General features: G+C 38.9%; 22 protein-coding genes. 12 read left to right on the forward strand and 10 right to left on the reverse strand.

All coding sequences use genetic code 11. The annotated features are described in order from the left end of the window. Positions 1-125: 125 nt before the first annotated feature. Together ANA7108_RS0124175 and ANA7108_RS27870 are read left to right on the forward strand one after the other, a co-directional pair. On the forward strand, positions 126-920 hold the full coding sequence (locus ANA7108_RS0124175) for a type 1 glutamine amidotransferase (RefSeq protein WP_026104423.1): 795 nt from the start codon (positions 126-128) through the stop codon (positions 918-920). Positions 921-1,039: 119 nt separating this feature from the next. Then, positions 1,040-1,975, forward strand: coding sequence for a hypothetical protein (locus tag ANA7108_RS27870; protein WP_016953418.1), 936 nt, complete (start codon positions 1,040-1,042; stop codon positions 1,973-1,975). Positions 1,976-2,260: 285 nt separating this feature from the next. Here the strand turns inward: ANA7108_RS27870 and ANA7108_RS0124185 are convergent, their stop codons facing one another. After that, the gene (locus tag ANA7108_RS0124185; RefSeq protein WP_016953419.1) at positions 2,261-4,705 is read right to left on the reverse strand and encodes an ATP-dependent Clp protease ATP-binding subunit; all 2,445 of its coding nucleotides are present in this window, start codon (positions 4,703-4,705) and stop codon (positions 2,261-2,263) included. 342 nt (positions 4,706-5,047) lie between these two features. On the opposite strand from ANA7108_RS0124185, the gene ANA7108_RS0124190 reads away from it, so the two are divergent. Then, on the forward strand, positions 5,048-5,344 hold the full coding sequence (locus tag ANA7108_RS0124190; protein ID WP_016953420.1) for a DUF3288 family protein: 297 nt from the start codon (positions 5,048-5,050) through the stop codon (positions 5,342-5,344). A gap of 225 nt (positions 5,345-5,569) precedes the next feature. Here ANA7108_RS0124190 and ANA7108_RS27875 read toward each other — a convergent pair whose 3' ends face one another. Together ANA7108_RS27875 and ANA7108_RS0124200 are read right to left on the reverse strand one after the other, a co-directional pair. Then, positions 5,570-7,138, reverse strand: coding sequence for an MlaD family protein (locus ANA7108_RS27875; RefSeq protein WP_084777049.1), 1,569 nt, complete (start codon positions 7,136-7,138; stop codon positions 5,570-5,572). A gap of 101 nt (positions 7,139-7,239) precedes the next feature. Next, positions 7,240-8,043, reverse strand: coding sequence for an ATP-binding cassette domain-containing protein (locus tag ANA7108_RS0124200; protein ID WP_016953422.1), 804 nt, complete (start codon positions 8,041-8,043; stop codon positions 7,240-7,242). Positions 8,044-8,107: 64 nt separating this feature from the next. Here ANA7108_RS0124200 and ANA7108_RS0124205 point away from each other — a divergent pair, with 64 nt between their 5' ends. From ANA7108_RS0124205 to ANA7108_RS0124215, 3 genes are all read left to right on the forward strand, one after another. Continuing rightward, positions 8,108-9,610 carry an NAD(P)/FAD-dependent oxidoreductase gene (locus tag ANA7108_RS0124205; protein ID WP_016953423.1) on the forward strand — a complete coding sequence of 501 codons (1,503 nt, stop codon included), beginning with the start codon at positions 8,108-8,110 and terminating at the stop codon, positions 9,608-9,610. A 48-nt stretch (positions 9,611-9,658) separates the two neighbouring features. Continuing rightward, positions 9,659-9,808, forward strand: a complete 150-nt coding sequence (locus tag ANA7108_RS29175; protein ID WP_016953424.1) for a hypothetical protein — start codon at positions 9,659-9,661, stop codon at positions 9,806-9,808. Positions 9,809-9,936: 128 nt separating this feature from the next. Then, a complete protein-coding gene (locus tag ANA7108_RS0124215; RefSeq protein ID WP_016953425.1) occupies positions 9,937-10,941 on the forward strand; it encodes an iron ABC transporter permease in 1,005 nt (334 codons plus the stop codon). A 134-nt stretch (positions 10,942-11,075) separates the two neighbouring features. Here the strand turns inward: ANA7108_RS0124215 and ANA7108_RS28325 are convergent, their stop codons facing one another. Continuing rightward, the gene (locus ANA7108_RS28325; RefSeq protein WP_052311101.1) at positions 11,076-11,669 is read right to left on the reverse strand and encodes a Spy/CpxP family protein refolding chaperone; all 594 of its coding nucleotides are present in this window, start codon (positions 11,667-11,669) and stop codon (positions 11,076-11,078) included. A gap of 194 nt (positions 11,670-11,863) precedes the next feature. Beyond that, positions 11,864-12,172 (reverse strand): hypothetical protein, encoded by a 309-nt coding sequence (locus ANA7108_RS29180; protein ID WP_237741544.1) that lies wholly within the window; start codon positions 12,170-12,172, stop codon positions 11,864-11,866. Between the two features lie 224 nt (positions 12,173-12,396). On the opposite strand from ANA7108_RS29180, the gene ANA7108_RS0124225 reads away from it, so the two are divergent. The 3 genes from ANA7108_RS0124225 to ANA7108_RS0124235 all read left to right on the forward strand — a co-directional run bounded on the left by ANA7108_RS0124225 (position 12,397) and on the right by ANA7108_RS0124235 (position 14,316). Next, entirely contained in the window at positions 12,397-13,176 is a 780-nt protein-coding gene (locus ANA7108_RS0124225; RefSeq protein WP_016953426.1) for an ABC transporter ATP-binding protein, read from the forward strand. A gap of 75 nt (positions 13,177-13,251) precedes the next feature. Continuing rightward, entirely contained in the window at positions 13,252-13,506 is a 255-nt protein-coding gene (locus ANA7108_RS0124230; RefSeq protein WP_016953427.1) for a TIGR03643 family protein, read from the forward strand. A 24-nt stretch (positions 13,507-13,530) separates the two neighbouring features. Continuing rightward, positions 13,531-14,316: a DUF362 domain-containing protein gene (locus ANA7108_RS0124235; protein ID WP_016953428.1), complete on the forward strand. Its 786-nt coding sequence runs from the start codon at positions 13,531-13,533 to the stop codon at positions 14,314-14,316. Positions 14,317-14,334: 18 nt separating this feature from the next. On the opposite strand, the gene modB is transcribed toward ANA7108_RS0124235, so the two are convergent. Beyond that, entirely contained in the window at positions 14,335-16,143 is a 1,809-nt protein-coding gene (gene modB, locus ANA7108_RS0124240; RefSeq protein WP_016953429.1) for a molybdate ABC transporter permease subunit, read from the reverse strand. 160 nt (positions 16,144-16,303) lie between these two features. Further along, positions 16,304-17,008 (reverse strand): glutathione S-transferase N-terminal domain-containing protein, encoded by a 705-nt coding sequence (locus tag ANA7108_RS0124245; RefSeq protein ID WP_016953430.1) that lies wholly within the window; start codon positions 17,006-17,008, stop codon positions 16,304-16,306. 181 nt (positions 17,009-17,189) lie between these two features. Between ANA7108_RS0124245 and ANA7108_RS0124250 the strand changes: the two genes are divergently transcribed. After that, the gene (locus ANA7108_RS0124250; protein ID WP_016953431.1) at positions 17,190-18,062 is read left to right on the forward strand and encodes a 6-carboxytetrahydropterin synthase; all 873 of its coding nucleotides are present in this window, start codon (positions 17,190-17,192) and stop codon (positions 18,060-18,062) included. A gap of 230 nt (positions 18,063-18,292) precedes the next feature. On the opposite strand, the gene ANA7108_RS0124260 is transcribed toward ANA7108_RS0124250, so the two are convergent. Both ANA7108_RS0124260 and ANA7108_RS0124265 read right to left on the reverse strand, forming a co-directional pair. Beyond that, a complete protein-coding gene (locus ANA7108_RS0124260; RefSeq protein ID WP_016953433.1) occupies positions 18,293-19,279 on the reverse strand; it encodes a PrsW family intramembrane metalloprotease in 987 nt (328 codons plus the stop codon). Further along, complete coding sequence (locus ANA7108_RS0124265; RefSeq protein WP_016953434.1) at positions 19,272-20,192, reverse strand: class I SAM-dependent methyltransferase; 921 nt, start codon at positions 20,190-20,192, stop codon at positions 19,272-19,274. The genes ANA7108_RS0124260 and ANA7108_RS0124265 overlap by 8 nt, the downstream gene beginning before the upstream one ends. A 181-nt stretch (positions 20,193-20,373) precedes the next feature. Between ANA7108_RS0124265 and mscL the strand changes: the two genes are divergently transcribed. Next, on the forward strand, positions 20,374-20,805 hold the full coding sequence (gene mscL, locus ANA7108_RS0124270) for a large conductance mechanosensitive channel protein MscL (protein WP_016953435.1): 432 nt from the start codon (positions 20,374-20,376) through the stop codon (positions 20,803-20,805). Here the strand turns inward: mscL and ANA7108_RS0124275 are convergent. Further along, positions 20,802-22,472 (reverse strand): DUF3352 domain-containing protein, encoded by a 1,671-nt coding sequence (locus tag ANA7108_RS0124275; RefSeq protein ID WP_016953436.1) that lies wholly within the window; start codon positions 22,470-22,472, stop codon positions 20,802-20,804. The genes mscL and ANA7108_RS0124275 overlap by 4 nt on opposite strands. A 500-nt stretch (positions 22,473-22,972) precedes the next feature. Here ANA7108_RS0124275 and ANA7108_RS0124285 point away from each other — a divergent pair, with 500 nt between their 5' ends. Further along, positions 22,973-25,555, forward strand: a complete 2,583-nt coding sequence (locus tag ANA7108_RS0124285; protein WP_016953438.1) for a M1 family metallopeptidase — start codon at positions 22,973-22,975, stop codon at positions 25,553-25,555. Positions 25,556-26,057 lie beyond the last annotated feature (502 nt).

A 26,057-nucleotide genomic window follows, 5' to 3' on the forward strand; every position in this document is an offset into this window, starting at 1 on the left:
TTTTTGCCCAATCAACTATACATTATCAGAATAAAGTGACAAAAAAACTGTTGCTTATAATACAAAATAGTTAAAAAGCAGGGGAAATAGAAAAAATAAGTTAACATTGAACCCACATTAATTTTATTAATTCTGCACAGATGGAAATTATTATTGGTTGGCTATATCCCAAATTGATGAGTACCTATGGCGATCGCGGAAATGTTATAACTATAGAACGCCGCGCCCAATGGCGAGGATACAACGTTACCGTTTTACCCCTAGACCAAAACTCCACTGCCGAAGATATAAAATCGGTAGATGTGATCATCGGTGGAGGCGCACAAGACCGTCAGCAAGAAATTGTCATGCGCGACTTACAAGGCTCAAAAGCTGATGCAATGAGGGAAAAAATCGAAAATGGCACACCAGGAGTCTTTACCTGTGGTTCTCCCCAACTTCTAGGACATTATTATGAACCAGGATTTGGACAGAGAATAGAAGGTTTAGGAATATTAGATTTAGTTTCTATTCATCCTGGAGAAAATACCAAACGTTGCATTGGTAACTTAGTCATAGAAGTTACCGCCTCACGTCTAGCACAAGAACTGGAAGCAATGACTGGAAGCAAACCCTATTTGGTCGGTTTTGAAAATCACGGTGGACGCACCAAACTAGGGAAAGTGGAAGCCTTGGGGCGTGTAGTCTACGGTTTAGGTAATAATGGTGAAGATGGAACAGAAGGGGCATTTTATCAAAATGCCATTGCTACCTATTCCCACGGGCCTTTGTTGCCCAAGAATCCCTTGGTTGCCGACTGGTTAATTCAAACAGCCCTGCGGTTAAAATATCAACAAGAAATTCAACTTACACCTTTAGATGATACCTTGGCGATGCAAGGACGGTTAGCTATGTTCAAGCGGTTAAAGGTAAATTGCTAAATGCTTGTTCCAGTGCTTCCCAATTTGGAGTGTGATAAGATTGCGCCTGTAGAATTCAGATCAGCGTGTCAAATACTTACGGCTCAAAGAATTCTCCCTCTGTCAAAAGAATAAAAATTATGGCATCTAACAATCCTGAACCTAATGAGCCTACTCTTCCTGTTCCTCAACTTCAAGCCCCATCTGACCAGGAACCAGTCAATCTTGACACCGATACTGATCAACAGCAAGATATTGAAGATTCGGGAGCGATATTTCAAGCTATTGGGGTAATTGTTGGGGAAGTCAACTTAAATGCTGATGGCAAAAACACAATTACTATCGGTAGCTCTGAATACCAACTTTTCTATATTCCCCAAAAACGGAGAGTATTTGATGCTCTGACCAAAGAAATAGAAAATACTGGCAACCATACTTATAGATTGGTTGTTTACCCTAAGGTAATTCATTTCCCCAGAAAGGAGCAACCCCACAGCATCGCTTTTCAATTAGTTGGCTTTGATACAGGTAAAGAAGAACACACAATTTCTGGCGAGTTGGAAGACCTAGAGTTCAAATTCTCAGGACTATGGCAGTTTATACCTGTCTGTCCTACTCCCTGTATATCTGTCTTCCGTAACTTTACTAGGGAAAGGCTGGAATATATCAAACAGGCAGAACCAGCCAAAAAGGTAAAATTTATGAAGTCCAGCCATTTACCTTTGTTGTGGAAAGATTCACCAGTTCGGCCGTTTAGATTCAATCCTAAAATAGATAAAAGTCAAGATCAAGGACGACCCGCTTTTGTCTCCCTGAAGGCTAAATTTTTACCCCAAAGAAATGTCTTCGGTTTTGTGGCACTATTAGCTTTACCCCAAGAAACTGCACCAAAATTTCTGAAAGCATCCAAAAAGGATAAAGCTACAGCATTACAAGCATCCAGAAAGGATAAACCTACAGTAATGCCAGTATCTAAAAAGGATAATCGAGAGGAGCGTAAGAATCCTCCCAATCCTCCACAAAAACCAATTTTGAAAAAAACTTCCCCAGAAGTTGAAGGAGAAATAGACAAATAACTACATCGTCTTAGCGTATACTGCAAACGGTTTATAGTTTAACCAAATATGGAAATCCTATCCATACTAGACTAGTAGTCTGTCAAATAAATTTTGACGGATAAAGAAACGAACCGCAAAGACGCAAAGAGCGCGAAGGAAGAAGGAAGAAGAAAAATTAAAAGATTTATTTACCCGTCAATTAGCTCTTGACAGACTACTAGATATTGAAAGCAAAAGGGTAAAGGTTTACCCCTTACCCTATTAACCAAGTAGTTTTGAGTTGGTATTTAGAATTAACTGGCGTTAGCTCACAGTCAATAATTCGCGTGTTTCTGTTTTTCTAACTACCACCTGACCATCATCATCAATATCAACAATAGCAGTGTCTCCCTCGCCAATTTGACCAGCGAGGAGTGCTTCAGCCAGAGAATCCTCCAACAGGCGCATGATTGCTCGGCGTAACGGTCTAGCGCCATAACTGGGGTCGTAGCCTTCGGTTACTACCCTGTCTTTGAAGCTTTCGGTGACTTCGAGTTTAATTCTTCTTTCTGTCAAGCGACTAGCAACATCAAGTAGCATGATTTCAGCAATTTCCTTGACTTCAGCTTTGTTCAGTTGAGTGAAGACGATAATATCATCGAGGCGGTTGAGAAATTCTGGACGGAAGTAAGCTTTTAGTTCTTCGTTGACTAAGTTGCGGATACGATGATAACTAGCATCAGGTTGGTTATCGAACTCGAAACCTAAACTGCTACCACCTTTTTCAATTACCTTGGAACCAATATTAGAAGTCAAGATAATCAGGGTATTTTTGAAGTCCACTTTCCGACCTTTTGCGTCGGTGAGGTGTCCGTCATCCAAAAGCTGCAACAGCATATTAAATACATCAGGGTGTGCTTTTTCGATTTCGTCGAATAGAACCACTGTGTATGGTTTGCGTCGCACTGCTTCGGTCAGTTGTCCGCCTTCATCGTAGCCAACGTAACCAGGAGGTGAACCAATCAACTTAGAGACGTTGTGGCTTTCCATGTATTCGGACATATCTAAGCGAATCATCGCCTCTTCAGCACCGAAGAAGTAAGCTGCTAATGATTTTGCTAATTCGGTTTTACCAACACCTGTTGGTCCAGAGAAGATAAAACTAGCTATGGGTCGGTTGGGATTCTTTAAGCCAACACGGGCGCGACGGATAGCGCGAGAAACAGAGGTGACGGCTTGTTCTTGACCGATGAGCCTTTTATGCAGGGTATCTTCTAGGTGCAACAGTAACTCTGATTCTGATTCTGTCAGTTTGTTAACTGGTACGCCAGTCCAAGAAGCAACGATTTGGGCGATGTCTTCTTCGTCAACAATGGGGGCTTTAGCGTTTTGCTGGGTTGCTTCGGTGTAGAGTCTACCTTGAATTTCGACTTCTTGGTCACGCAGTTTACCAGCCTTATCAAAGTTCTGAAGTCTGACTGCTTCTTCTTTGGCTTTGGTGACACCAACTAATTCACGTTTAAGTTCCTTGTCAGTGGAGGTGCGTGAGTTACGCAAGCGCACGCGAGAACCTGCTTCATCAATTAAGTCTATGGCTTTATCTGGTAAGAAGCGATCGCTAATATAACGATCTGACAACTCAGCCGCAGCTACTATCGCAGCATCAGAAATATGTACTTTATGGTGCTGTTCATAAGCTCCACGCAAACCGTAGAGGATTTGGATAGTTTCTTCTATGGATGGTTCTCCGACTAAAATTGGTTGAAAACGACGCTCTAAAGCTGCATCTCGTTCGATGTGTTGACGGTATTCATCCAAAGTGGTTGCGCCGATACATTGGAGTTCACCTCTTGCTAAAGCTGGTTTGAGGATGTTTGCTGCATCTAAACCACCTTCTGTACCACCCGCACCAACTAAGGTGTGAATTTCGTCTATGACGAGGATAATATTGCCTTCTGTGCGAACTTCCTCCATGATTTTTTTGAGACGTTCCTCAAAATCTCCACGAAAGCGGGTTCCCGCAACTACAGAACCCATATCCAAACTGATAACTTGCTTATTGAGCAAAACTTCAGGTACATCTTGGTTGATGATACGTTGAGCTAGACCTTCTGCGATCGCAGTTTTACCAACTCCTGGTTCCCCAATCAAGACTGGGTTATTTTTGGTTCGGCGACCAAGAATTTGGACAGTTCGTTCAATTTCTTTTTGACGACCTACTACAGGGTCAAGCTTGCCTTCCTGAGCCAGTTTGGTGAGATTTCTGCCAAACTCTTCTATGGTTAAGTTTTGGGTACGCTTAGAACTACTTCCACCGCCCGCAAAAACAGTCACATCTTCACCTAAACGGCTAATTACAGCCGAGCGCACAGCTTGTAAATCAACTCCTAGATTTTGTAGTACTTTGGCAGCAACTCCTTCCCCAGCCTCAGTTAAACCTAACAATAAGTGTTCAGTGTTTATGTAGTTGTGTCCAAGACTATGAGCTTCTCTAAATGATTGCTCGAATAGGCTTTTTACCTTAGGTGTAAACGGAATTTCTGGTGGCACAAAACCAGAACCCCGGCCAATTATTTTTTCTACTTCTCGACGTGCATCTTTGAGGTTAACGCCTAACTCAGCCAGCACTTTAGCAGCAACCCCAGTTCCTTCTCCCATCAAACCCAGGAGAATTTGCTCTGTTCCTACAAAGTTGTGTCCCAGACGGCGTGCTTCCTCCTGAGCTAACATAATTACCCTAATGGCTTCGGAAGTGAAGTGTTCAAACATAGCGGGTTCTTGCTCCCTTGCTGCTTGTACTGTGGGTGATATAATTCACCCTCATGTAAAGTTTCTTGTATTTTCTTAAAGATAATGTATCTTTATTTAAAATTGAATGGCAGTGGTGAGAGCCGTATGACCTAGGGTGTGGTTGCCGTCTTTAGGAGTACCGAGTACCGAGGCTAAGTGCTGAGTGGAGAGTTGATTAAAAGTTGTAAAGTAGACTTGTTGTTTTCCGTATTTGGATGATTTTTCTGGAACTGTTCTACTTTCAACTAAACTGAACTTTCAACTAAACTGAGAACTCAGGATGGCATTTAGGACTAAGCACTTACTACTCTCTCACTGAATATGACAGAACCCTCACCAAGTAAAGACCAACAACATCCCCTATACAATCGAGATCGCCCCTTTATTGATATTTTACTCTCTCAAGAGGCAACGGATTACAATTTGTCCGAATTAGCTAGGCTAAAAATTCGTTATCAAGGCTTTCCAGGCGCACGGGACATCCATAAAGACCTAGATAAAGTTTTGCAACGCTGGGGTTTAACGGAAGCTGAACTTCTGGAAAAAACTCGTCAGTTGCACGCAGTGGGCGGAATTTATCAAAGTCGTGGCAAAAAAGAAGAGCAAGACTGGAATTAGTTCTTGGTGATTGGTGATTGGTGATTGGTGATTGGTGATTGGTGATTGGTGATTGGTGATTGGTGATTGGTGATTGGTGATTGGTGATTGGAGAAAAACCAATACCCGATCCCCGTGTCCCCGCGTCTCCGCGTCTCCGTGTCTCCGTGTCTCCGTGTCCCCGCGTCTCCGCGTCCCCGTGTCCCCGCGTCTCCGCGTCCCCGTGTCCCCGCGTCTCCGCGTCCCCTATCTCCGCGTCTCTCCTTCTTCCTGCTCCATTTCCTGGGAAGGTAGTGCAGGAATTATAACTTGAGGTGACTCTATAACTTCCTTCTGGGTTGGTGTGGGAGTGACCAATTCGGGTAACTCTGGTGTGGGAGTTAGGACTTTAGGTGACTCTATAATTTCCTTCTGGGTTGGTGTGGGACTGACCAATTTGGGTGACTCCATAATTACTTTCGGGGTTGGTGTGGGAGTGACCAATTTGGGTCGCTCTATAATTACTTTCGGGGTTGGAATGGGAGTTATAACTTGGGGTTTATCGACAAAGGCTTTCAGGGTTGGGGTTAAGGCTTCTGGTTGATTCAAAGACGTTTTGAGAGAGTTTAAGGTAACAGCTACTTTTGCTTGTTGCTGTATATCTTGTGTTGAAGAAACTAATTTACTTAAACCATTGACAAGTTGCAAAAGATTTTGTCGGAATTTGGGATCTCCCGTTAATTCATCTAAATCAGATGTAATTTTTTGTGTATTTTCAAATGTCACCCTGGCTGAGTCTAGGGTTTGTTGTAAAAGAACGATATTTTTAGGATCATTTAAATTTTTGGAAGCATCTTTTAAATTAGCGGAAGCTTCGGCGGCGTTAGCAGATAAAAGTTCTAAATTTTTCAATAATTCCCCTTCGGTGAGACGATTAACCGCAGGAGATAAACTGCTAACTGTCTGACGTAATTGGTTGCTGGTTTGGGTAATGCTGTTTAAAGCACCAACTAGGGAAGAACGGTTTGTTGTTAATAACTCATCTAAGTTATTTAGTAAACGACCTGCTTGTTTGGCCGTTACACTAAAGTCGTTAGCTGTTGTACCTAGTTGATTGGCTGTTTTCGTGCTAGTTTCTGTCAGTTGATTCGTTGCTTTTTGGACTGTTGCCGCAGTATCAGAAAATGTACTTATTTGCCCTTTAAAGCTTTTGCTGACAGTTTGCAGTTCTCGACTTAAGTTAGCGACACTAGAAGCAGCATCAGCAGAAGTGACTAAAAGTCGATCAACGTTTTTATAAAATTTTTCATTACCGTATAGAGAAGCAAAGTCAGATGATTGGCGAATCAGTTCATCGACGCTGATACCAATTGTTCCTTTTAAATTACTAGCACCATTGCAAATAATTAAGCTGGCATTACAATCTTTGTCTAAAGGTTTAGAAATATCTGTTTCAGTCGGTAATTTGGTTTTTGGTGTGATATCAATAATACTTTCGCTAATTAACCCGCTTTGATTTGCCTCAATCGATGAGTTATATGGAATCAGCAAGTTAGGATCACCAATTTCAATTTCTACTTCGACGGAGTTTACTAGGGTTTTAATGTTAGAAATACTACCCACTTTTACACCACGATAACGAACTGGTGCGCCCTTTTGCATTCCCCCAGCGTTAACAAATTCGACCATAGCTTTATAAGAACTGCGTCCAGGATTGATTCTATTCAACCACAGCAGAATTACCCCAAACGCTCCTAAACCAAGTAGGACTAGCAATCCCACTGAGCCTTCTCTTAATGTTCGTTTAGACGTGAAGCTGTTAATTAGATCCTGCATTTTTCCTTCTACCCAAAAACTAATTCTGATTTGTAAAATATGAAACTCTGAAAAGATAAGAGTAATCTTTGACAGTTCCAAATCTAAAATCCCAAGTGATATTAACCGACCATTTGAATCGGTCCATCTATACTCCCACTCATAAACTGTCTGATTAAAGGATGCTCAGTATGATCTATTTCACTTACTTTACCTTGCCATTGCACTTTACCTTGATAGAGAAATACTAATTTGTCAGCTGTGCGCCGAATAGTACTTTCTTGGTGCGTAACAATAGCATAAGTGCTACAGACACCTTGTGTACGTTGTAAATTACGGATTAAATCCTCAATTACCGTTGAGGCGATGGGATCAAGTCCGGCTGTGGGTTCATCGTACAATAAAACTTCTGAACTTTCTGCGGGATGATCGGGATTAGACATAATTGCACGAGCAAAACTTACTCGTTTTCGCATCCCTCCAGAAAGTTCTGAGGGATAAAGATGACCAATTCCTGGTAAACCCACCATATCTAATTTATCGTTTACTAGTTGGTGAATACGCGATCGCTCTAATTTGGAATTTTGGTACAATGAAAATCCCACGTTTTCTTCTACTGTCAACGAATCAAATAATGCGGCTTGTTGAAATACCATCCCAATTCCCACAGCATCAGCACCATCTTCAATTAACCCATCTCGCTGTACTCCTTGGATATAAATTTCTCCCTCATCGGGCTGTAATAAACCTGCTATTATTCTAAGAATCGTCGATTTTCCAGTTCCAGAAGGTCCAATAATTGCTAGTGCTTCCCCTCGTTCAATTGTCAAATCGACATTATCTAAAACCTTATTTGTCCCAAAAGATTTAGAAATACCTTTTAGTTGAATTAATGCTTTATTTATTAGTAATTTGTCATTGGTCATGGGTGATTGGTGATTGGTGATTGATAATTGGTAATATTTTTTGACAACTGACAACTGAGTAAATATGCAAAATATTGATATTTTAGTAATTGGTAGCGGTATCGGTGGCTTATGTGCGGCTGGATTATTGGCTCGTTATGGAAAACGGGTAATTGTCTGTGAAAGTCACACGATTCCCGGAGGTGCAGCCCACAGCTTTAAAAGACGAGGTTTTGAGTTTGATTCTGGCCCCTCTTTTTATTGTGGTCTTAACGAATCCCAGAGTTTAAATCCCCTTAAACAAGTTCTGGATGTTCTTGGTGAATCTCTCCAAGTTATACCTTATGATCCTTTAGGACATTATCACTTTCCTGAAGGCACTTTTGCAGTTTATAGCAATGAGGAACTTTACCGTCAAGAGTTGAAAAAAATCACGCCTCAAGGTGCTAAAGAATTTGAGCAGTTTGAACAACGTCTGCTAGGGCTTTACGACGCAATGAAAGGTATTCCCACCCTAGCACTGAGGGCTGATTGGCAAGTTATACCACTATTGCTACAGCGTTATTTACCAGATTTGGGGAAAATGTTGTTAAATTTGCCAATTGTGCAAACTTCTGTTGGTAATGTGATGGATACTACTATCAAAGACCCTTGGGTAAGGCGACTAATTGACCTAGAATGCTTTCTTTTATCTGGTTTAAAGGCAGAAGGCACAATTGCCCCAGAGGTAGCTTTTATGTTAGGTGAACGTTCCCGTGCTGGGGTTGAGTATCCTTTAGGAGGCAGTAAAGCAATTGTCGATGCTTTGGTGCGAGGTTTGCAACGTTGGGGTGGTGAGTTGCGCTTGGGGTGTCATGTTGAGCAAATTTTGGTGGAAGAAGGAAAAGCGGTTGGTGTGAAGTTGCGAAGCGGTGAGATTTTGAAAGCACCAATAGTAATTTCTAATGCCACAGTTTGGGATACTTACAATCACCTGTTACATCCCGAAGATTTACCCGCAAGTTATCGTCAAGCTGCTTTAGATACACCAGCCGTTGCAAGCTTTATGCATTTACACTTAGGTATCAAGGCGGAAAGGTTGGAGAATTTAACAGGACATCATGTGGTGGTTCATGATTCCCATCAAGATATTACTGTTGCTGGGAATACTTGCATGATTTCTATTCCCAGTGTGTGGGATGCTTCTTTAGCACCAGCAGGACATCATGTGGTTCATGCTTATACCTTGGAACCTTATGAGGGTTGGGAACGCAATGATGATTATGAAAACCAGAAACGAGAAAAAGCCCTATCTTTATACCGCGCCTTGGAGCGAATTATCCCGGATATTCGTGAGCGTGTGGTATTGGAATTGATTGGTACACCTTTAACTCATGCTCATTATTTGCGACGCTATCAGGGAACCTATGGACTAGCTATTGCTGCGGGTAAGGGGATGTTTCCTGGAACACATACGCCAATCAAGGGTTTATATCGGGTGGGTGATAGTACTTTACCAGGAATCGGTGTTCCTGCGGTGGCTGCGTCGGGGATTTTGTGTGCGAATACTTTGGTGAGTGTGTCGCAGATGTTGGAGTTACTTCTGTAAACTTGTAATTTGCTAAAATAAAAAAGCCTGTCAGCAAAAATAAGAATTATGCGCCCCATTACTTCTGAGGAGGAATTTCTAGCTACACAAAAGGTTATCAATTTTTTGATTGATAAAGGTGAATTAACACTTGATGAAGAAGATTATTTAGATGTTTTAGGTACTCTAGTTAATGAGTACGATAATTTTTATTTTTAAACGCAAAGGTACGCTGAGGTTCACGCGGAGGAACGCTGAGGTTTAATGAAAATTTTGGGTTTTGTGGAGGGGAGTTAGAACATACTTGTAATCAACTGAAGTTGTATATTCTTGAATGCAAATAATAAATGCAGACAATTTTCCTAAAACATCGCCTATTTTGGGCAATTTTACTTCTAGTTAGCGCCTTGGTAATAACGTTATTAGTTTCCCTTTCTCAAGGTGCGGTTCCTTTGAATTTATCGGAATTTTACCAAGCAATTCTACGCCAAGGCGACCCCATTAAGCAAACTATTCTTTGGGATTTACGGCTACCTCGCATTGTGGCGGCGTTAATTGTGGGTGCAGCTTTAGGAATGTCTGGCGCACTTTTACAAGGAATGTTACGTAATAGTTTGGCTGACCCTTTTATCTTGGGAATTTCTGCTGGTGCTGGGTTAATTGTCATTATTATGATTGTTTTGCAAGTTTTCCCCATAGCGATTCCTTTAGCAGCTTGGTTGGGGGCAATTTTGACCTCGGCTATAGTTATTTTCCTCGGTCGTGCAGGTGGGGGAATTTCGGTGGAAAGATTGATTTTAGGAGGGGTTGCTGTTAGTGCTTTGTTTGGTTCTGTACAAAGTACATTGTTATTAATGGCGGAAGATGGACAGGTGCAAATTGCGTTAAGTTGGTTGGTGGGAAGTTTAAATGGTCGGGGTTGGACAGAAATTTCTACAGCTAGTCCTTATATTATTGTGGCTTTATTGTGCGGATGTTTGTTGGCGCGATCGCTCAATGTCTTGGCTTTGGGTGATGATTTGACTGTAGGATTGGGGGTTTCGTTAATGCGATCGCGTTTATTAATTGGTGGTATTGCTACTTTATTAGCCGCAGGTGCTGTTAGTATCGGTGGTTTAATCGGTTTTGTGGGGTTGGTTGTTCCTCACGGTGTACGTTTAATTGTGGGAACAGATAACCGTTTTGTTTTACCACTTTCAGCTTTAGCGGGTGCATGGTTATTGATGTTTGCAGATTTACTTTCTCGACTAGGTGCGGTAGAACTTCCTGTCGGTTCGGTGACGGCTTTGCTGGGTTCACCGTTGTTTATTTGGTTGCTTTATCGTCGTTCTGGTGATATTAACAAGTCTTAATATCCAGTTCCATTGAATACTGATGATCAGGATGGACGCAGAGATTCTTTCATCAGCAATTAAGTACAATAATTAAGTACGATGGAAATCAAAAATTAATCCCAGCTAATTACATGGTCAAGATGATGTAACTATTAGTAGGATGAATTTTCTCTAGAAGACCTACGCCGTTGTTTTATCATTTCTCGCTGTTCTGTATTAAGAACTGCTTGAATCTGTTTCCGTTGATTACGTATAATTGCATTAACTTCCTGCTTTTGATCCGCTGACAGATTTAGCGATCGCAGTCTCCTCATTGACAATTTATCACGACTATTATTAGCAGATTCAAATTCTTCTTGCTGTTCAGGAGATAAAAGGGCAACTAATTTCGCTTCATTTTGTGTTCTAATTCGTCTTATTTTTGCTTTTTGATTGTCAGTTAAGTTCAATTCTGACATTTGTTCTGGATATTGATTTATATCTCTTTGGGATGAGCGATAATTTGTATCATTTTCAGATGAGCGATAATTTGTGCCATTTTCAGATGAGCGATAATTTGTGCCATTTTCAGATGAGTTATCATTTGTGTCATTTTCCGATAAGTTATCATTTATCCCATTTCCCGGAGAATTATTGGGAAAAGAAGCTCGATTGGGAGAAGATAATTGACATCCTGTAGTCATAATAGCAATGGCTACAACCGCAGCAGGCATAGCAAAAATACTCAACATCCGTTTGTAGTTCATGAATTTACACTCCATAAATAGATCTCAATTTAATAGAGACATACTATTTATATATCAGTTATTTTGGGGTTAGCTCAAAAATTATAGTTACTGTTAACAACTTTAAAAAACTACCATCTCTATCTATTTACATAAAGTTGATGTGAGATAGTAGCTACAATAATTAGCCAGAAAATTCGGAACTATAGGACACCTTAATATCGGCGTTCTCCACGATGATTGTCTTGTCTATGGTTATTGTCGTATCTGCGATGATTGTCTTGTCTATGGTTATTGTCGTCTCTACGATGATTGTCTTGTCTATGGTTATTGTCGTCTCTACGATGATTGTCTTGTCTATGGTTATTGTCGTATCTGCGATGATTGTCTTGTCTATAGCTATTGTCTTGCCGCTGATTTCTATAATTGTTTGGATTGTCAGCTAATGCTGGAGATATTCCTAGACTACCTAGTGTAACTAAACCAAGAGTACCAAGTAAAATGAGAGACTTGTGCAAATTCATAATAAGTATTCTTGAGAATGAAATTAGTTTTTGGGTTGTTTTATTTCAACCTACTTAAATCATAAAATTAGAGTTGCATGATGATATAGGTAAAAGGTCACTAATCTGGTCATGACTTTAGTCATGCTTATCTCATCTTATAAAGAAGTAATTATATTGCAAAAATTAATTTTTTCTGCTAAAAATATAATAGCATATCAATTGTTTTTTATATTTTCAAATAAATGCCTCTCGAATTAAAAAATGTCACAGGTGGTTATACTGTTGCACCAATCATTCAAGATATTACTCTTTCTTTGCAAACTGGAGAATGGTTAAGTTTAGTTGGTGCTAATGGTTCTGGTAAATCTACTTTACTCAAACTAATTAGTCGAATTCTTTCACCACAGCAGGGAATAATATTATTAGATGGGCAAGAAATTCACTCACAACCTCCCAATATAGTAGCTCAAAAATTGGCACTTTTACCCCAACAGCAAACAGTTCCTATCGGTTTAACAGTGCATCAATTAGTGAGTTTAGGAAGAACACCTCATCAACCTTGGTGGCAATGGGAATTAAGTTCTGAAGATAGACAAAAAGTTGAAGCAGCAATTCAAAAAACCCAATTGGAAAAATTTAGTAATCGCTTAATTGAAGAATTATCAGGTGGTGAGAGACAACGGGCTTTTCTAGCTTTAGCTTTAGCTCAAGAACCCAAAGTATTATTATTAGATGAACCAACTACGTATCTAGATATAAATTATCAATTGCAGTTATTAGAATTATTAAAAAATCTCAATCATCAACATCAATTAACTATCGTTACAGTTTTACATGAATTAAATTTAGCCGCGCGGTATAGTTCCCGCATTGCTTTATTAAAACAAGGTCATATTTGGGAACTTGGTACGCCGGAAGTAGTACTAACACCAAATAATATTGCTCAAGTTTTTGGTGTAGAATCTATAATTATTAATACACCTGTTGGGTTACAGGTTTGCGCTATTTCTTCTGTAGTTTAGAAGATGTTTTAAAAGTCGTTGGCGATTTATCATTGTCATTGTAAAATAAATATAACTATACTTGTTTAATCAAATATGAAATTACCAGAACTTGAACAAGCCACAATAGACAGAATTGTAGAAATGGCATGGGAAGACAGAACCCCTTTTGATGCTATTGAGATTCAATTTGGGCTACTCGAAAAACAAGTGATTGCTTTAATGCGTAGGGAAATGAAAGCATCTAGTTTTAGAATGTGGAGAGAGCGTGTAACTCAGCGGAAGACTAAGCATTTAAAAAAGCGAGATTTTATCGCTGGAACTTTTAAATCTGATAATCAAAAAACTTAATCTTAATCTTATCTGAGTCAATTGATGAATACTAAATTAAACTTTTCTGTTCAAGTCACAGATACCAATGAATTTATATATCAACCACCGACTGCGGCTATTAATGCTAAACGAATTTTAGTCAAACCTAATTTGGGTTATCCCGTTGCACCTCCTGTAACTGTCAGCATGAAAGTCTTGGCTGCGGTACTTCAAGGTTTACGTTCCTGTAATCCTCATGCAGAAATTTTAATTGTTGAAGGTGTATGTTCACCAGTTTCTTTAGCAGAAATAGCCAGTCGTAATGGTTTATATTCATTGCTAGATGCAGAAATGCAATTATTAGATGCAGATGAATTACCATTGAAAGAATATCCCAATCTTTCTCCTCAACCAGTTCGGTTTAAAACAATGCTGGCTCCTGCAATTTTAGAGGAAGTAGATTGTAGAATTTCTGTGGGTGCTTTCAAACGTACATATATTAATGACAAGCCTTTAATTTCAGCTTCTTTAAAAAACTTGTATGGTTTGTTTCCTCGCAGTCATTATAAAGCGAGAAGTCCAAAATCACGAGGACAATTACACCGTCCTTCTGTTCCTTTAATTTTACAGGATGTTTATTTCACTATTGGACATTTATTTAATGGTGCGGTTGTAGATGGTAATCTCAAGTTTATCAGTGCTGATTGGAAACCAGATAAAGGTCAATCTATAAAATTAGGTAAGGTATTTGCTGGTGAAGATATGCTGACAGTTGACCGTGTTGCTTGTCAAATTGGTGGAGAAGAAATAGCAGATTATTTGGATAATATTGAACGTTTTCGAGGTTAATTAATCACTTTTTGCTATTTACTCCATCAACATCAACTGCAAGGGGTTTAAATATACATATAAAGGAAAAGATTTATCTTTAATTGTCATCCATTTTTCCTTATAAACTTCAGCTTGTAAGTCATAATCGTGAGAATTTTCAGCCGGTGAATGCAGCTTTAAAAATAAAGTCATCCGGTGTGGTGTTTCGCTGGTTCTGACTAGCCAACAGGGAAAAGTATTCTCCTTATCAGGATCATTAGTAAACCCTATTTGATGGGCGCGAATACCAATATGAGATAATTGATTTGAAATTGATTCTACAACTTCCAGAGTACAACCCCAATCAATTGCTTCTACTTTTTGGGATGAGATAAAAACAGCACGAGAAAAGTTTTTACATCCAGTTATTTTGGCAACATTCATAGTTGCAGGATGCTGGAAAATCTCATATTTAGAACCATGATGAGCTTCTTTACCATCTTCTAATACTAATAGATTGGGACAAAGACGATAAGCTTCTTCCATGTTATGAGTAACAAATAAAGTCACACCAGAATAATCAGCTAAAGTCTCTGTCATTTGTTGTTCCAACTGACTGCGTAGGTGTGTATCCAGGGCAGAAAATGGCTCATCTAAAAGTAATGCTTCTGGTTGACTAGCTAAAGCCCTAGCTAAAGCTACCCGTTGTTGTTGTCCTCCTGAAAGTTGGTGAGGATAGCGATCGCCTAATCCCTGTAATTTCATTGCTATTAATTGCTTTTCTACCTCTAGTTTTATATTTCCAGGAGATAATTTTTTAGGTAAACCAAAAGCAATATTTTGCGTCACATTTAGATGGGGGAACAAGGCATAGTTCTGAAATAAAAACCCAATATGGCGATGACGAATAGGGATATTAATTCCTTTTTCAGAATCAAATAAAACTCTATCATTTAAAACAATTCTTCCTTTAGTTGGTGTTTCTATTCCCGCCAGACAACGGAGAATCATACTTTTACCTGCCCCAGAACTTCCCAATAATCCTAAAGGTTGATTATCGATATTAAAGGCAACTTGCAGATGAAAACTTGCTAGGTGTTTTTCGATATCTATAAATAAATTGGATATAGAAGAATTAGCAGATAAAGAAAAGGTCTGATTTTTTGTTTCTATTTGTTTAGTTTCTCCCCTATCTGTACGTCTATTTTGCTGCTTGTGTTCTTGCCAAAAGTTAGTTAAAATAATTCCTGATAGAGAAACGGCGACAATAGCAATCGCCCAAAACCAAGCTTCATTCATATCACCAGCTTCCACAGCAAAATATATCGCCATTGGTATATTCTGCGTTTGTCCAGGGATATTACCAGCTAACATCAAAGTTGCACCAAACTCACCCAAAGCACGGGCAAAAGCTAGAGTCGCACCTGCTAAAATGCCAGGAAATGCTAAGGGTAAACTAACCCGCCAAAAAATTGTTGATTCTTCAGATCCTAAAGTTCTTGCTACTCGCAACAAATTAGCATCAATTTGTTCAAAAGCGCCAAGCGCAGTTTTATACATTAATGGGAAAGAAACCACGGTTGCCGCTATAGCCGCACCATACCAAGTAAATACTATTGTCAGGTTAAAAGGTTCCATCAGTTTACCAACCGGACCATTTTTACCAAAAAATAGCAGCAGCAAGAAACCAACCACTGTAGGTGGTAAAATCAACGGTGCAACAAAAATACCCTCGATTATCGATTTCCCCTTTCCTCTGTATCCCAACATCCAGTAAGCAGCACCGATACCTAAAAAGAAGGTGATGAAAGTCGCTAATAGTGAGGTTTTCAGCGATATCCAGAGGGGTGATAAGTCCTGTGGCATAGTTTATATATTTCCAACTTAGTTGGTATTATACCCTAAATCAGATTTACATACCCGTCTGGGTTAAGAAGTTGGGTATCTATACTCTTGTGCCTTTTATCTTTAATTATATTCACTTACTTCATTAAGTAAATCAATAATTAACTAACCAAATCGCAAATTATCGCTTTCCTACAGTATTTTTAAATGCTGTTCTTGCTGTCATTCTATCAAGATAAGCAACAACGTTAGGATATTGATTATAATCAAGTGATAAAAGTAATTTTGCCGCATACAAATAGTAGGCAACAGCAATATCTCCAGCCGTCAGTATTTCACCTAATAAAAATGGTTGTTTTTGCAAAATTTGATTAAGTGGCATTAGTAAAATTGGCATTTCTTTTTCGCGTTTACTTGCTGTAAATAAAGCTGGTGAGAGAGTAGAATTAGCAAAAATTACCCACTGTGCAATTTTGGCACGCTCTCCTAATAAATTAGGCATTTGTTGATCTTTTTCTGCTAAGTATAGTAAAATAGCCCCAGATTCCCATAGTTTCAAATCACCATCTACTATTGCTGGAACTTTACCCATAGGATTAATAGCTAAAAATTCAGGTTGATGCTGTTCACCAGCTTTGATATCTAAGGAAATATAGTCATAAGAAATGCCTAATTCTTCCAGATACCATTGAATCATGGGGGTTCGTGTTTTCAGACTTCCATAGAGTTGCAACTTAGTTGGTTTTGTAGGTTTTTGACTAGATTCAGAAAGTTGGATAAAATCGTTTTGTGGCAGTGGTAAAGCTAGAAGCGGTTTTATAGGCTGCAAAGTGAAGACAACGATACTAGTAGGCAGCAAAATTTTTCTCAACAAAGTTTGATACATTTTTAATATCTCTTGACAATTGGGGAAGTTATTTTCGAGTATTGAATTACTCTAAGTTGTCAATATCTACATTCAGACTCTAATTATAGGATTATCTATAATCTGCCGGAAATGTCATTATTGGTTTATACTGAGTAAAGTGAAAGTTTAAGAAATATTAAGTTCTAGTCCCAGTGTACTCATGCAATGTATTGTAAATCGCCGCGCTCAGTTTTCGGCAAGCCATCGGTATTGGTTGCCAGAACTGAGTGAAAACGAGAATGTTGAAAAATTTGGTCTTTGCACAAAATTTCCCGGACACGGACACAACTATGTTTTATTTATTTCCCTCGCTGGGGAATTAGATGAGTATGGGATGGTGCTGAACTTGTCTGATGTGAAACACGTCATCAAGCGGGAGATTACCAGTCAACTAGATTTTTCTTATCTCAATGATGTGTGGACAGAATTTCAACAAACTCTTCCCACCACAGAAAATATTGCGCGGGTGATTTGGGAACGTCTAGCACCCCATTTACCTTTAGTCCGCGTGCAGTTATTTGAACATCCTGAACTTTGGGCAGATTATATGGGCAATGGAATGGAAGCATATTTAAGTATTAGCACTCACTTTAGTGCCGCGCACAGATTAGCTCATCCTGACTTGAGTTTAGAAGAAAATACAGAGATTTATGGTAAGTGCGCTCGCGTAAATGGACATGGACATAACTACCATTTAGAAGTCACTGTGAAAGGAGAAATTGATCCTCGCACGGGTATGACTGTAGATTTAGGTGCGTTAAATCAAGTGATTGAAGATTATGTACTACAACCATTTGATCACACTTTTTTAAACAAAGATATTGCTTTCTTTGCCAAAGTTGTGCCTACTGCCGAGAATATCGCTCTTTATATTAGTAACGTATTGCGATCGCCTATTCAAGAGCTAGGAGCCAAGCTTTACAAGGTTAAACTCATCGAAAGCCCCAATAATTCCTGCGAAATTTACGCTGCTGATACAGAATCAACATCTATTAGTACAGCTGTTAGTCAACCAATTTTAGCAAGAGTGTAAAATACCCAGATCCCCGACTTATCAAAGAACCTGTAGGGGCGTATTGCAATACGCCCCTACTAAAAAATTTGACTCACTACACACTTGAATCTAGGTAATAAAAGACTAATCAATTAATCTGCACTAAATAATTCTCCCTCAATAATCTCATAGCGATTTCTTTTATCTCCTGCGAATAACTCTAAATCAGGAGTAGTCCAACGGACAGGAGTCGCTTGCATAAAAATCTCCTAGTATTTTCCTAACTTTAAAAAATACCGATGACCGGCTAAATATCGTAAATAGCGATAAATTAACCAGGACGAAATTCCTAAAAAGAGATTTAGTACTATTTGTTTAAGTATAAACGATAAAATATCAGCCTCAAACAGTTGCTCCCACCGCAAAGGACTAAGTTTTCTAGCAAGAAGAAACAATCCAAAAATAGCATTTCCACCTAATAACAGAATAAACAATATTAAAGTTCTTTGCCAATAACGAGCTAAGGGTGTGTAACCAGAAATTAAAGTAATAACACGTCTGCCCTGTACTCTTCGCAATAGTTGTTCTAATCGCCAAAACATCCACAATAGCAAAGGAAATAAACCATAGCCCAGGAATTTTATTGGCTGTGGAAAACCCCAAGCCTTAGATAAAACATTGACTAAACCATGAAAAAACACAGCATTTAGCCAAGCTTTTGTAATTAATTGGCTATCTCTATTTAATCGTCTTGTCGAAGAAATATATATTCCCAAGGCATACCCCCAAGGAGCAGAGAACATAGTATGAACTGGTGTCCCAATACTGCGTTCTAAAATTGATGATGTACCGTGAGATAGATAAATCCAATTTTCTTCAGCAGTGAACCCTAGAGTCACCGCTATGGTAAATATAAAAACAGTCGTAGCTCGTAAGTAATACCTGCGTTGCAGATAGCAGATAGCTAAAACAACGGCTGCTAACTTACAACCTTCTTCAATAATTGCTATTTCCAATATCTGCCGCAGAGCAACACCCAATATGGAACGCTGTATTTGTTGCCAGTCTACAACTGAGTTCAGCCCAATTTCTACAGTCCATTCTAGGCCGAGAGCCGCAAAACCAGATACAGCGCCAATAATAAACAAAAGTAGCAAATTTAACAGAGGTGGGGCAGCAGGAGTTCTGCGGTAATAAAACCACAACAACACCAGCGGTGGAATAACTGCCCACAGTAGTAGAGAAAAATTAGCCACGCACCTGAGCAATTACAGTCCGGTGACGGGGACTGTTGCTAGTAATATTTGGAGTTTGGAAACCTGCTTCTACTAAAGCTTTCTCAATATCTAGGCTGAAATATTCATCTAAATAAGGTTCGGTACTTTTGAGCAAAGTTAGGATATAGGTTGGCATTTTCTTGTAAATTTCCGATTTGGGGTTCATGTCCATAATTGCTAAATGACCACCTGGACGCAAAACACGCTTTGCTTCTGCAAAAATCTTTTTAGTTGCTAACTGGGGTAATTCATGACACATCAGAAAAATGGAAACTAAATCAAATGATTGATCTGGTAATCCTGTCGATTCAGCCGCAGCATGAACCCAGTTAATTTGAGTTTGACGTTGTTTAGCGCGATAGTTAGCTACAGATAAGAAATAAGGAGATAAATCTAAACCAGTAATATTAGCTTGGGGATAAACTGCCTGTAAAGCAAAGGTACTCATTCCCACACTACATCCCAAATCTAAAATGTCTTTTGGGGCTTGAGAAATGGAACTAGCGACGATGTTATGGTAGCTTTGGCGTAGTTTGGCATCACCTTGGACTTCAGTATCTTGCCAAATTTTAGCGTGGACTGCATGAGCCGCAGATTCTACTTCAAATGCAGCTTGCCAACTGAGATTTCCGGTTTCGTAAGCGTGGAATGAGGTAACGTAGTAGTCTGGGTAGATTAGCTGAGGATTTTGGACTTGAGCTAAATCATTTGCCCAATCACGCCCTTGCAGTTTTTCTACTTCTTTTGTCCAATACACACCTATTTTCTCAGCGCGTTTAATCATCATTTGTCGGGCTTGGTGTTGGGCAAGATTAGCTAATGGCTTAATTGCCAGGATGCCATTTACCAAACGGGAAGCTAAGTCAGGGGTAGTTGTAACAGCAGCAGTCATAAATTAACTTGTGTTTAATAGACTAGTCTTTTTAACTTATGACATATTTCTTGGACGTGAGTCTAGAAGTAGATTTACTTCTACAGTCAGAGTCTTTTTCACCTAATTGGCATAGGAAAACCAATTTTAAAGATTTATAGAATAGGATTCTACCCTTTCTCTGATCCTATCTACGGCCTTTATGGCAAAAATAAATCGCAGAGCTAGAAGCTTTATCAACGATTTTCGAGAATTTGCCGTGAAAGGCAATGTCGTTGATTTAGCGATCGCATTTATTATTGGTGGAGCTTTTGGCAAGATCGTCACCTCTTTTGTACAGGATCTGATCATGCCATTAATGAACCCTCTGATCACTTTACCTGGTCAAGACTGGAGAACAATCAGCATTGGTCCAGGAATTGCCATCGGCAGGTTTTTCGGCTCCATAGTTGACTTTCTCATTATTGCTTTTGTCTTATTTGTCACTATTCAAGCATTACAAAAATTCAAAAGGAAAGAACAAGTTGCGGCTGAACTGCCATCATCAGATTCTCACCTTGTAGCTCAAGAAAGACTGACTGAGGCGCTCAATCATCTGACGCAGACTTTAGAAACTCGAAATCCTCAAATTTAGTTGGATTTAGAGCGCTTGAGAGATAACAACATCTCCATTTGACTGGTAGATTGATCGGGACTATTCACAGTCACACCCAGACCACGAATAGAAGATAAGATACCAGTAGCTTCCGGAGGAAGGGGTTGACCTTGCGCGGCAATACGAGTGATTAAGGTAGTGGTGCTGTCCATATCTAGATAGAAATAACCACCATTGGGTTTCTGTAAAGAACCAGTTACGGTTTTAAATGTATCGCTATTATCAAGGGCTTGACCTTTTTTGTCTGCTATTGCTTCACCAACCGGACCACCAATAGCGAAAAATACGGTGTCTTGATCTAGCCACCCATGTGCCACTAAAGCGCCTTGTTGGGGTATTTGCCACTCTGTGATATTTTTACCACCTATGCTTTTTTGGGCAACGTTGAGAGATTGCTTTTTGGCTAAATCATCTAGTTTGGTGAAAGTTGCTTCGGCTGTTTTGCGATCGCTTGTATCAAATACAAAAGCCCCTCCAAAACCAACATTTGCTAACCAACCTTGATTAGATTTCACAGCACCCAAGGCAAATTCTCCGTTCATCCAACTAAAAATATCTTTATCTAAATCAATATTGGCAGATTGTTTTAGTTGTCCGCGAGCTTGTTCGACTCCTTGCTTAAATTCAGGATAATCTTTGGACTGTTCTACAAAAGTTTGCCAACTACGATTAATATTCTGTCCAGTGACTAAAGCAAAAGTATCACTAGGAAATTGTCCAACTATATTAGCAGGAGTGGTTTGATACTGAAATTTGTTCAGTTGTGGATCTAAATTTACTACTGTTTTTAATCGCAGTCCCCCATCATCAACACCAATACCTGCTACTACAGATTTTACTTGCTTAAGTTGCATTAAAGTCTGTGGAGGTAATGCTCTAGCTGGGGAATTTAATGCTGTTAATTGCTGTATAGTATTAGCGTAATCAGGCAGATAAATCTGAGCAAGGCTGTTTTTAACATCTACACCCTTAGTTAAAATGCTACTTACACCTTCTTTACTAGCAAAAGAAGATTCACCTTTATAAGTATCAATAGCTTTTTCTACAGCTTGTCTTTCTGGTGCTAAGAGTATGTAGCTATTATTTAAAACCACTGTATATGTTGATTTACCCTTGTTTTGAGTGGCAATAATTTTTTCACCTTTGTACTCTGATTCCTGAATTTGAATGTTTTTCTGCCCCTTTAACTTGTTAGCAAAATTTAAAGCATTGAGTTTGTCTTTTATACCTACTACCAAGAGAATATTTGGCTCCTGAGGTGGTTGGACAGGTGGATTGGATTGACTAGGTGTAGGGGGACTTGGTGGTAACACAGCAATCATCACACCCCCTATCCAAGGTTGTATGTCTGTTTCATAGGAAATGTTACTATCATTAAGTAGTCCTTTATTGATAGATCCTAAACTTTTTGTCAGCAATTGTTGTGCTTGTGGAGTGCCAAACTGCTGTAACTTCTGCCAAGATGGGGGATCAGTATTGATATAAGTTGCCATTAAGGCATTAGATGGTACAACTTTAGCGCTACCCAGAGGACTGGAGGTATCTCCAAAAGGAGCTTTTAAATACATATACGCAGCTAGACCACCTACCACGACTATAGCAGTACCAATAGCAGGAACTAAAAATTTTGATTTACTTTCAGGCATTGTTATTATCCTCTTGTGATCAAATTATGATCAGGTATTTACAACAGTAATCGGCAGGTTTTTGGATTTTTATCACTAATTTCCACTAATTTAGTGGGTATTTACTGATAAAATTGGTATTTATACACAATACTAATTTTTAGTGACTCTAAAAAAGACTTCACCAAAGTGAGGAGTGAATCCGCAAATGGTATTTTAGTTGATCTCAAAAAAATAATCAGACTCTGAGCCACAAGTTCTTCTCAGCTAGAAGAATAATAGTATTTTTACTCAATGAAAATAGATCACAGTGTGGTATAAGAGACTCTTCGATGATGTAAAACTGAAAAATATTCAGATGACATCAAGATATGGAGACTTGGGAGCAAAATGAGAAGATTGATTTTTATCATCCCATCCCCAAGGAAAATCCTGATCAACTAATCAAGTTGATTGGGGATATGTTACGTGCAATCGCTATTTTTCTGAAAGTTTCAGGATTACAAGGTCAGTAATAATCAATGTTGCAGTCTTATTTTGATACCGAGAATAACGGACATAAATCTTTTGAGCTACCAGGGGCTAAACCACACTACAACCCCGATAGACCCGGACAAGTAGAACATATTTTTCTAGACCTAAATTTGGATATACCGCACCAAAGTTACTACGGTAATTGTAGCATTCGTCTATTGCCAATCCGCAATAATATTGAGCGGTTGACCTTGGATGCCGTAAACCTGAATATCCAATCTGTACAGGTAGACGAAGTCATACAGAAGTTTGAATATGATGGAGAAAAGCTTTCTATTCAACTTTCTCAACCAACTCAGATCGGAAATAGATTATTAATTGCGATCGCTTACTCGGTAGAAAAACCCCAACGGGGAATTTACTTTATTCAACCAGACAAATACTATCCACATAAACCTACCCAAGTCTGGACTCAGGGAGAAGACGAAGACTCTCGGTATTGGTTTCCCTGCTTTGACTATCCAGGACAGCTATCAACTTCAGAAATCCGTGTCCGTGTTCCCAAGCACCTGATGGCAATTTCCAACGGTGAACTGATTGATACAGCGGTTGATGGTGAGGATAAAATTTACCATTGGTCACAGCAGCAAGTTCACCCTACTTACTTAATGACATTAGCAGTAGGTAACTTTGCAGAAATTCGAGATGAGTGGCAAGGTAAACCTGTTACCTACTACGTTGAAAAAGAACGGGCAGCAGATGCTAAACGTAGTATGGGTAAAACTCCCCGCATGATAGAATTTTTGAGCGAAAAGTATGGTTATCCCTATGCTTTCCCCAAATACGCCCAAGTTTGCGTAGAAGACTTCATTTTTGGAGGAATGGAAAACACCTCGACTACCTTGTTAACTGACCGATGTTTACTAGATGAACGTGCAGTATTAGATAACCGCAACACAGAAAGTTTAGTTGTCCATGAATTAGCGCATCAATGGTTTGGGGATTTAGTCGTAATTAAACACTGGTCTCATGCTTGGATTAAAGAAGGAATGGCTTCTTATTCTGAAGTAATGTGGACAGAACATGAATATGGCGAGCAGGATGCAGCATATTATCGTTTATTAGAAGCACGTAGTTATTTAAGCGAAGACAGCAGCCGCTACCGTCGGCCAATGGTCACTCATATTTACCGAGAAGCCATCGAACTTTATGATCGGCATATCTATGAAAAAGGATCTTGTGTTTATCACATGATTCGCACGGAATTGGGAGATGACTTGTTTTGGCAAGCTATTCAAGTATTTGTCCAAGATAATGCTCATAAAACTGTAGAAACCGTAGACTTACTCAGGTCGATTGAAAAAGCAACTGGACATAATCTCACTTTCCTTTTTGATCAATATGTTTATCGTGGTGGTCATCCCGACTTTAAAGTTGCTTACTCTTGGGATGGAGATGCTAATTTAGCTAAAGTAACAGTTACTCAAACCCAAGCTACTGTAGACGATAAAGAATTGTTTGACCTCAGAATACCTATCGGTTTTGGTTATATTCAGGCAAACTCAGCATTGAAAACTTTCACCGTACGCGTGAATGAACGAGAACAGAGTTTCTATTTTCCACTAACTGAAAAGCCAGATTTTATCAGCTTTGATGTGGGGAATAATTACCTGAAAACTGTGGCTTTAGAATATCCAGTCCCAGAATTAAAAGCACAGTTAGAATTTGATCCTCATCCTGTTTCTCGCATCTATGCAGCAGCAGCTTTGGCTAAAAAAGGTGCATTAGAAGCGACTAAAGCACTATCAGCAGCTTTGCAAAATGATCCCTTTTGGGGTGTGCGTGTGGAAGTAGCTAAACAATTAGCAGAAATTAAATTAGATCAAGCATTTGATGGCTTAGTTGCTGGTTTACAAGATCAAAGTCCTTATGTACGACGTGCTGTGGTGCAGTCTTTATCTGATATTAAAACCCATGCTAGTTATAAAGCTGTTAAAGGTTTTGTTCAGGATGGTGATCCCAGTTACTATGTAGAAGCTGCTGCTTGTCGGACAATAGGAGCAATAGCTGCTGCTAACTTGGAAGATAAACCTCATGAAGAAAAAATCATCAAGTTGCTGAAAACCGTTTTAGAAGAAAAAGCAGGTTGGAATGAAGTTGTCCGCAGTGGGGCAATTGCTGGTTTAGCAGAATTTAAAACTTCAGAAGCTGCTTTGAACTTATTGATTGAATATACTAAACTTGGTATTTCTCAACCGTTACGTTTAACGACAATTCGCAATTTAGGCAAAATTTCTGTTGGTCAAACTCCTACTAATATAGAACGGATTTTAGATCGATTATCAGAAATAGCTAGAGAGACTTTCTTTTTAACCCAAATGGCAGTAGTATCTGCATTGGGACAAATGGAAACCCCGAAAGCAATGAGCATTTTACAGTCTTTAGCTAATCAAACGGCAGATGGAAGAGTGCGTCGTTATGCGGAAGAAGAAGTGACCAAAGTCCAAAAGAATATTGGCCCTGAAAAAAGCTTGCTTCAAATGCGCGAAGAACTCAACAAAATTCAACAACAAAATCAGGAACTAAAAAGCCGCTTAGAAACTTTGGAAGCAAAATCAAAGCAGAGTTAATTAAAAGTGTTTAAATTTTAGATTTTGGATTTAATTATTCAAAATCTAAAATCTGAAAAGGTTTCATAATAATTAGTTCCTATATGGAAAGGCAAAGCCTAAAACTATTATTATTAATTAGCAATGAATACACACCGATGCTTACCTTGATGCTCATCATTCAGGTAAGCCAAACAAGTCTGTTTTGACTACGTATTATTTTATTAAGTTCAGTATTGATAGACACAATTTTTACGAAATGTATATTTCTAACTGTAGAGTATAAAACTTTTATGATAGGCTTTTGCAATAATTTCCAGACAGTGTACTTACTGAATTTTAAGTAAAAATATTTACACATATAACTAGTTAGTATTTATTGTTTTATGAAGAATAATTAAAAAAATATAAAATGCTCCAAATATTAGATAAATGTTTGTACTTTTATAAAGTATAATTAACGAAAAGATAAACAAATCTAGGCAGATGGGATATTTTTAGTCTGCCTCATAATAGTTCCTAG

This window comes from Anabaena sp. PCC 7108, from assembly GCF_000332135.1.
Classification (GTDB): Bacteria; Cyanobacteriota; Cyanobacteriia; order Cyanobacteriales; family Nostocaceae; genus Anabaena.

What these genes read in the sequence shown, in the direction of transcription:
- ANA7108_RS0124250 (WP_016953431.1), top strand. Translation starts at nt 17,190, where the DNA reads ATGCAATGTATTGTAAATCGCCGCGCTCAGTTTTCGGCAAGCCATCGG.
- ANA7108_RS0124215 (WP_016953425.1), top strand. Translation starts at nt 9,937, where the DNA reads ATGCAGACAATTTTCCTAAAACATCGCCTATTTTGGGCAATTTTACTT.
- ANA7108_RS0124285 (WP_016953438.1), top strand. Translation starts at nt 22,973, where the DNA reads ATGTTGCAGTCTTATTTTGATACCGAGAATAACGGACATAAATCTTTT.
- ANA7108_RS0124205 (WP_016953423.1), top strand. Translation starts at nt 8,108, where the DNA reads ATGCAAAATATTGATATTTTAGTAATTGGTAGCGGTATCGGTGGCTTA.
- ANA7108_RS0124235 (WP_016953428.1), top strand. Translation starts at nt 13,531, where the DNA reads ATGAATACTAAATTAAACTTTTCTGTTCAAGTCACAGATACCAATGAA.
- ANA7108_RS0124245 (WP_016953430.1), bottom strand. Translation starts at nt 17,008, where the DNA reads ATGTATCAAACTTTGTTGAGAAAAATTTTGCTGCCTACTAGTATCGTT.
- ANA7108_RS0124265 (WP_016953434.1), bottom strand. Translation starts at nt 20,192, where the DNA reads ATGACTGCTGCTGTTACAACTACCCCTGACTTAGCTTCCCGTTTGGTA.
- ANA7108_RS0124200 (WP_016953422.1), bottom strand. Translation starts at nt 8,043, where the DNA reads ATGACCAATGACAAATTACTAATAAATAAAGCATTAATTCAACTAAAA.
- ANA7108_RS0124275 (WP_016953436.1), bottom strand. Translation starts at nt 22,472, where the DNA reads ATGCCTGAAAGTAAATCAAAATTTTTAGTTCCTGCTATTGGTACTGCT.
- ANA7108_RS28325 (WP_052311101.1), bottom strand. Translation starts at nt 11,669, where the DNA reads ATGAACTACAAACGGATGTTGAGTATTTTTGCTATGCCTGCTGCGGTT.
- ANA7108_RS27875 (WP_084777049.1), bottom strand. Translation starts at nt 7,138, where the DNA reads ATGCAGGATCTAATTAACAGCTTCACGTCTAAACGAACATTAAGAGAA.
- modB (WP_016953429.1), bottom strand. Translation starts at nt 16,143, where the DNA reads ATGCCACAGGACTTATCACCCCTCTGGATATCGCTGAAAACCTCACTA.
- ANA7108_RS0124225 (WP_016953426.1), top strand. Translation starts at nt 12,397, where the DNA reads ATGCCTCTCGAATTAAAAAATGTCACAGGTGGTTATACTGTTGCACCA.
- ANA7108_RS29175 (WP_016953424.1), top strand. Translation starts at nt 9,659, where the DNA reads ATGCGCCCCATTACTTCTGAGGAGGAATTTCTAGCTACACAAAAGGTT.
- ANA7108_RS0124230 (WP_016953427.1), top strand. Translation starts at nt 13,252, where the DNA reads ATGAAATTACCAGAACTTGAACAAGCCACAATAGACAGAATTGTAGAA.
- ANA7108_RS29180 (WP_237741544.1), bottom strand. Translation starts at nt 12,172, where the DNA reads ATGAATTTGCACAAGTCTCTCATTTTACTTGGTACTCTTGGTTTAGTT.
- ANA7108_RS27870 (WP_016953418.1), top strand. Translation starts at nt 1,040, where the DNA reads ATGGCATCTAACAATCCTGAACCTAATGAGCCTACTCTTCCTGTTCCT.
- ANA7108_RS0124190 (WP_016953420.1), top strand. Translation starts at nt 5,048, where the DNA reads ATGACAGAACCCTCACCAAGTAAAGACCAACAACATCCCCTATACAAT.
- ANA7108_RS0124185 (WP_016953419.1), bottom strand. Translation starts at nt 4,705, where the DNA reads ATGTTTGAACACTTCACTTCCGAAGCCATTAGGGTAATTATGTTAGCT.
- mscL (WP_016953435.1), top strand. Translation starts at nt 20,374, where the DNA reads ATGGCAAAAATAAATCGCAGAGCTAGAAGCTTTATCAACGATTTTCGA.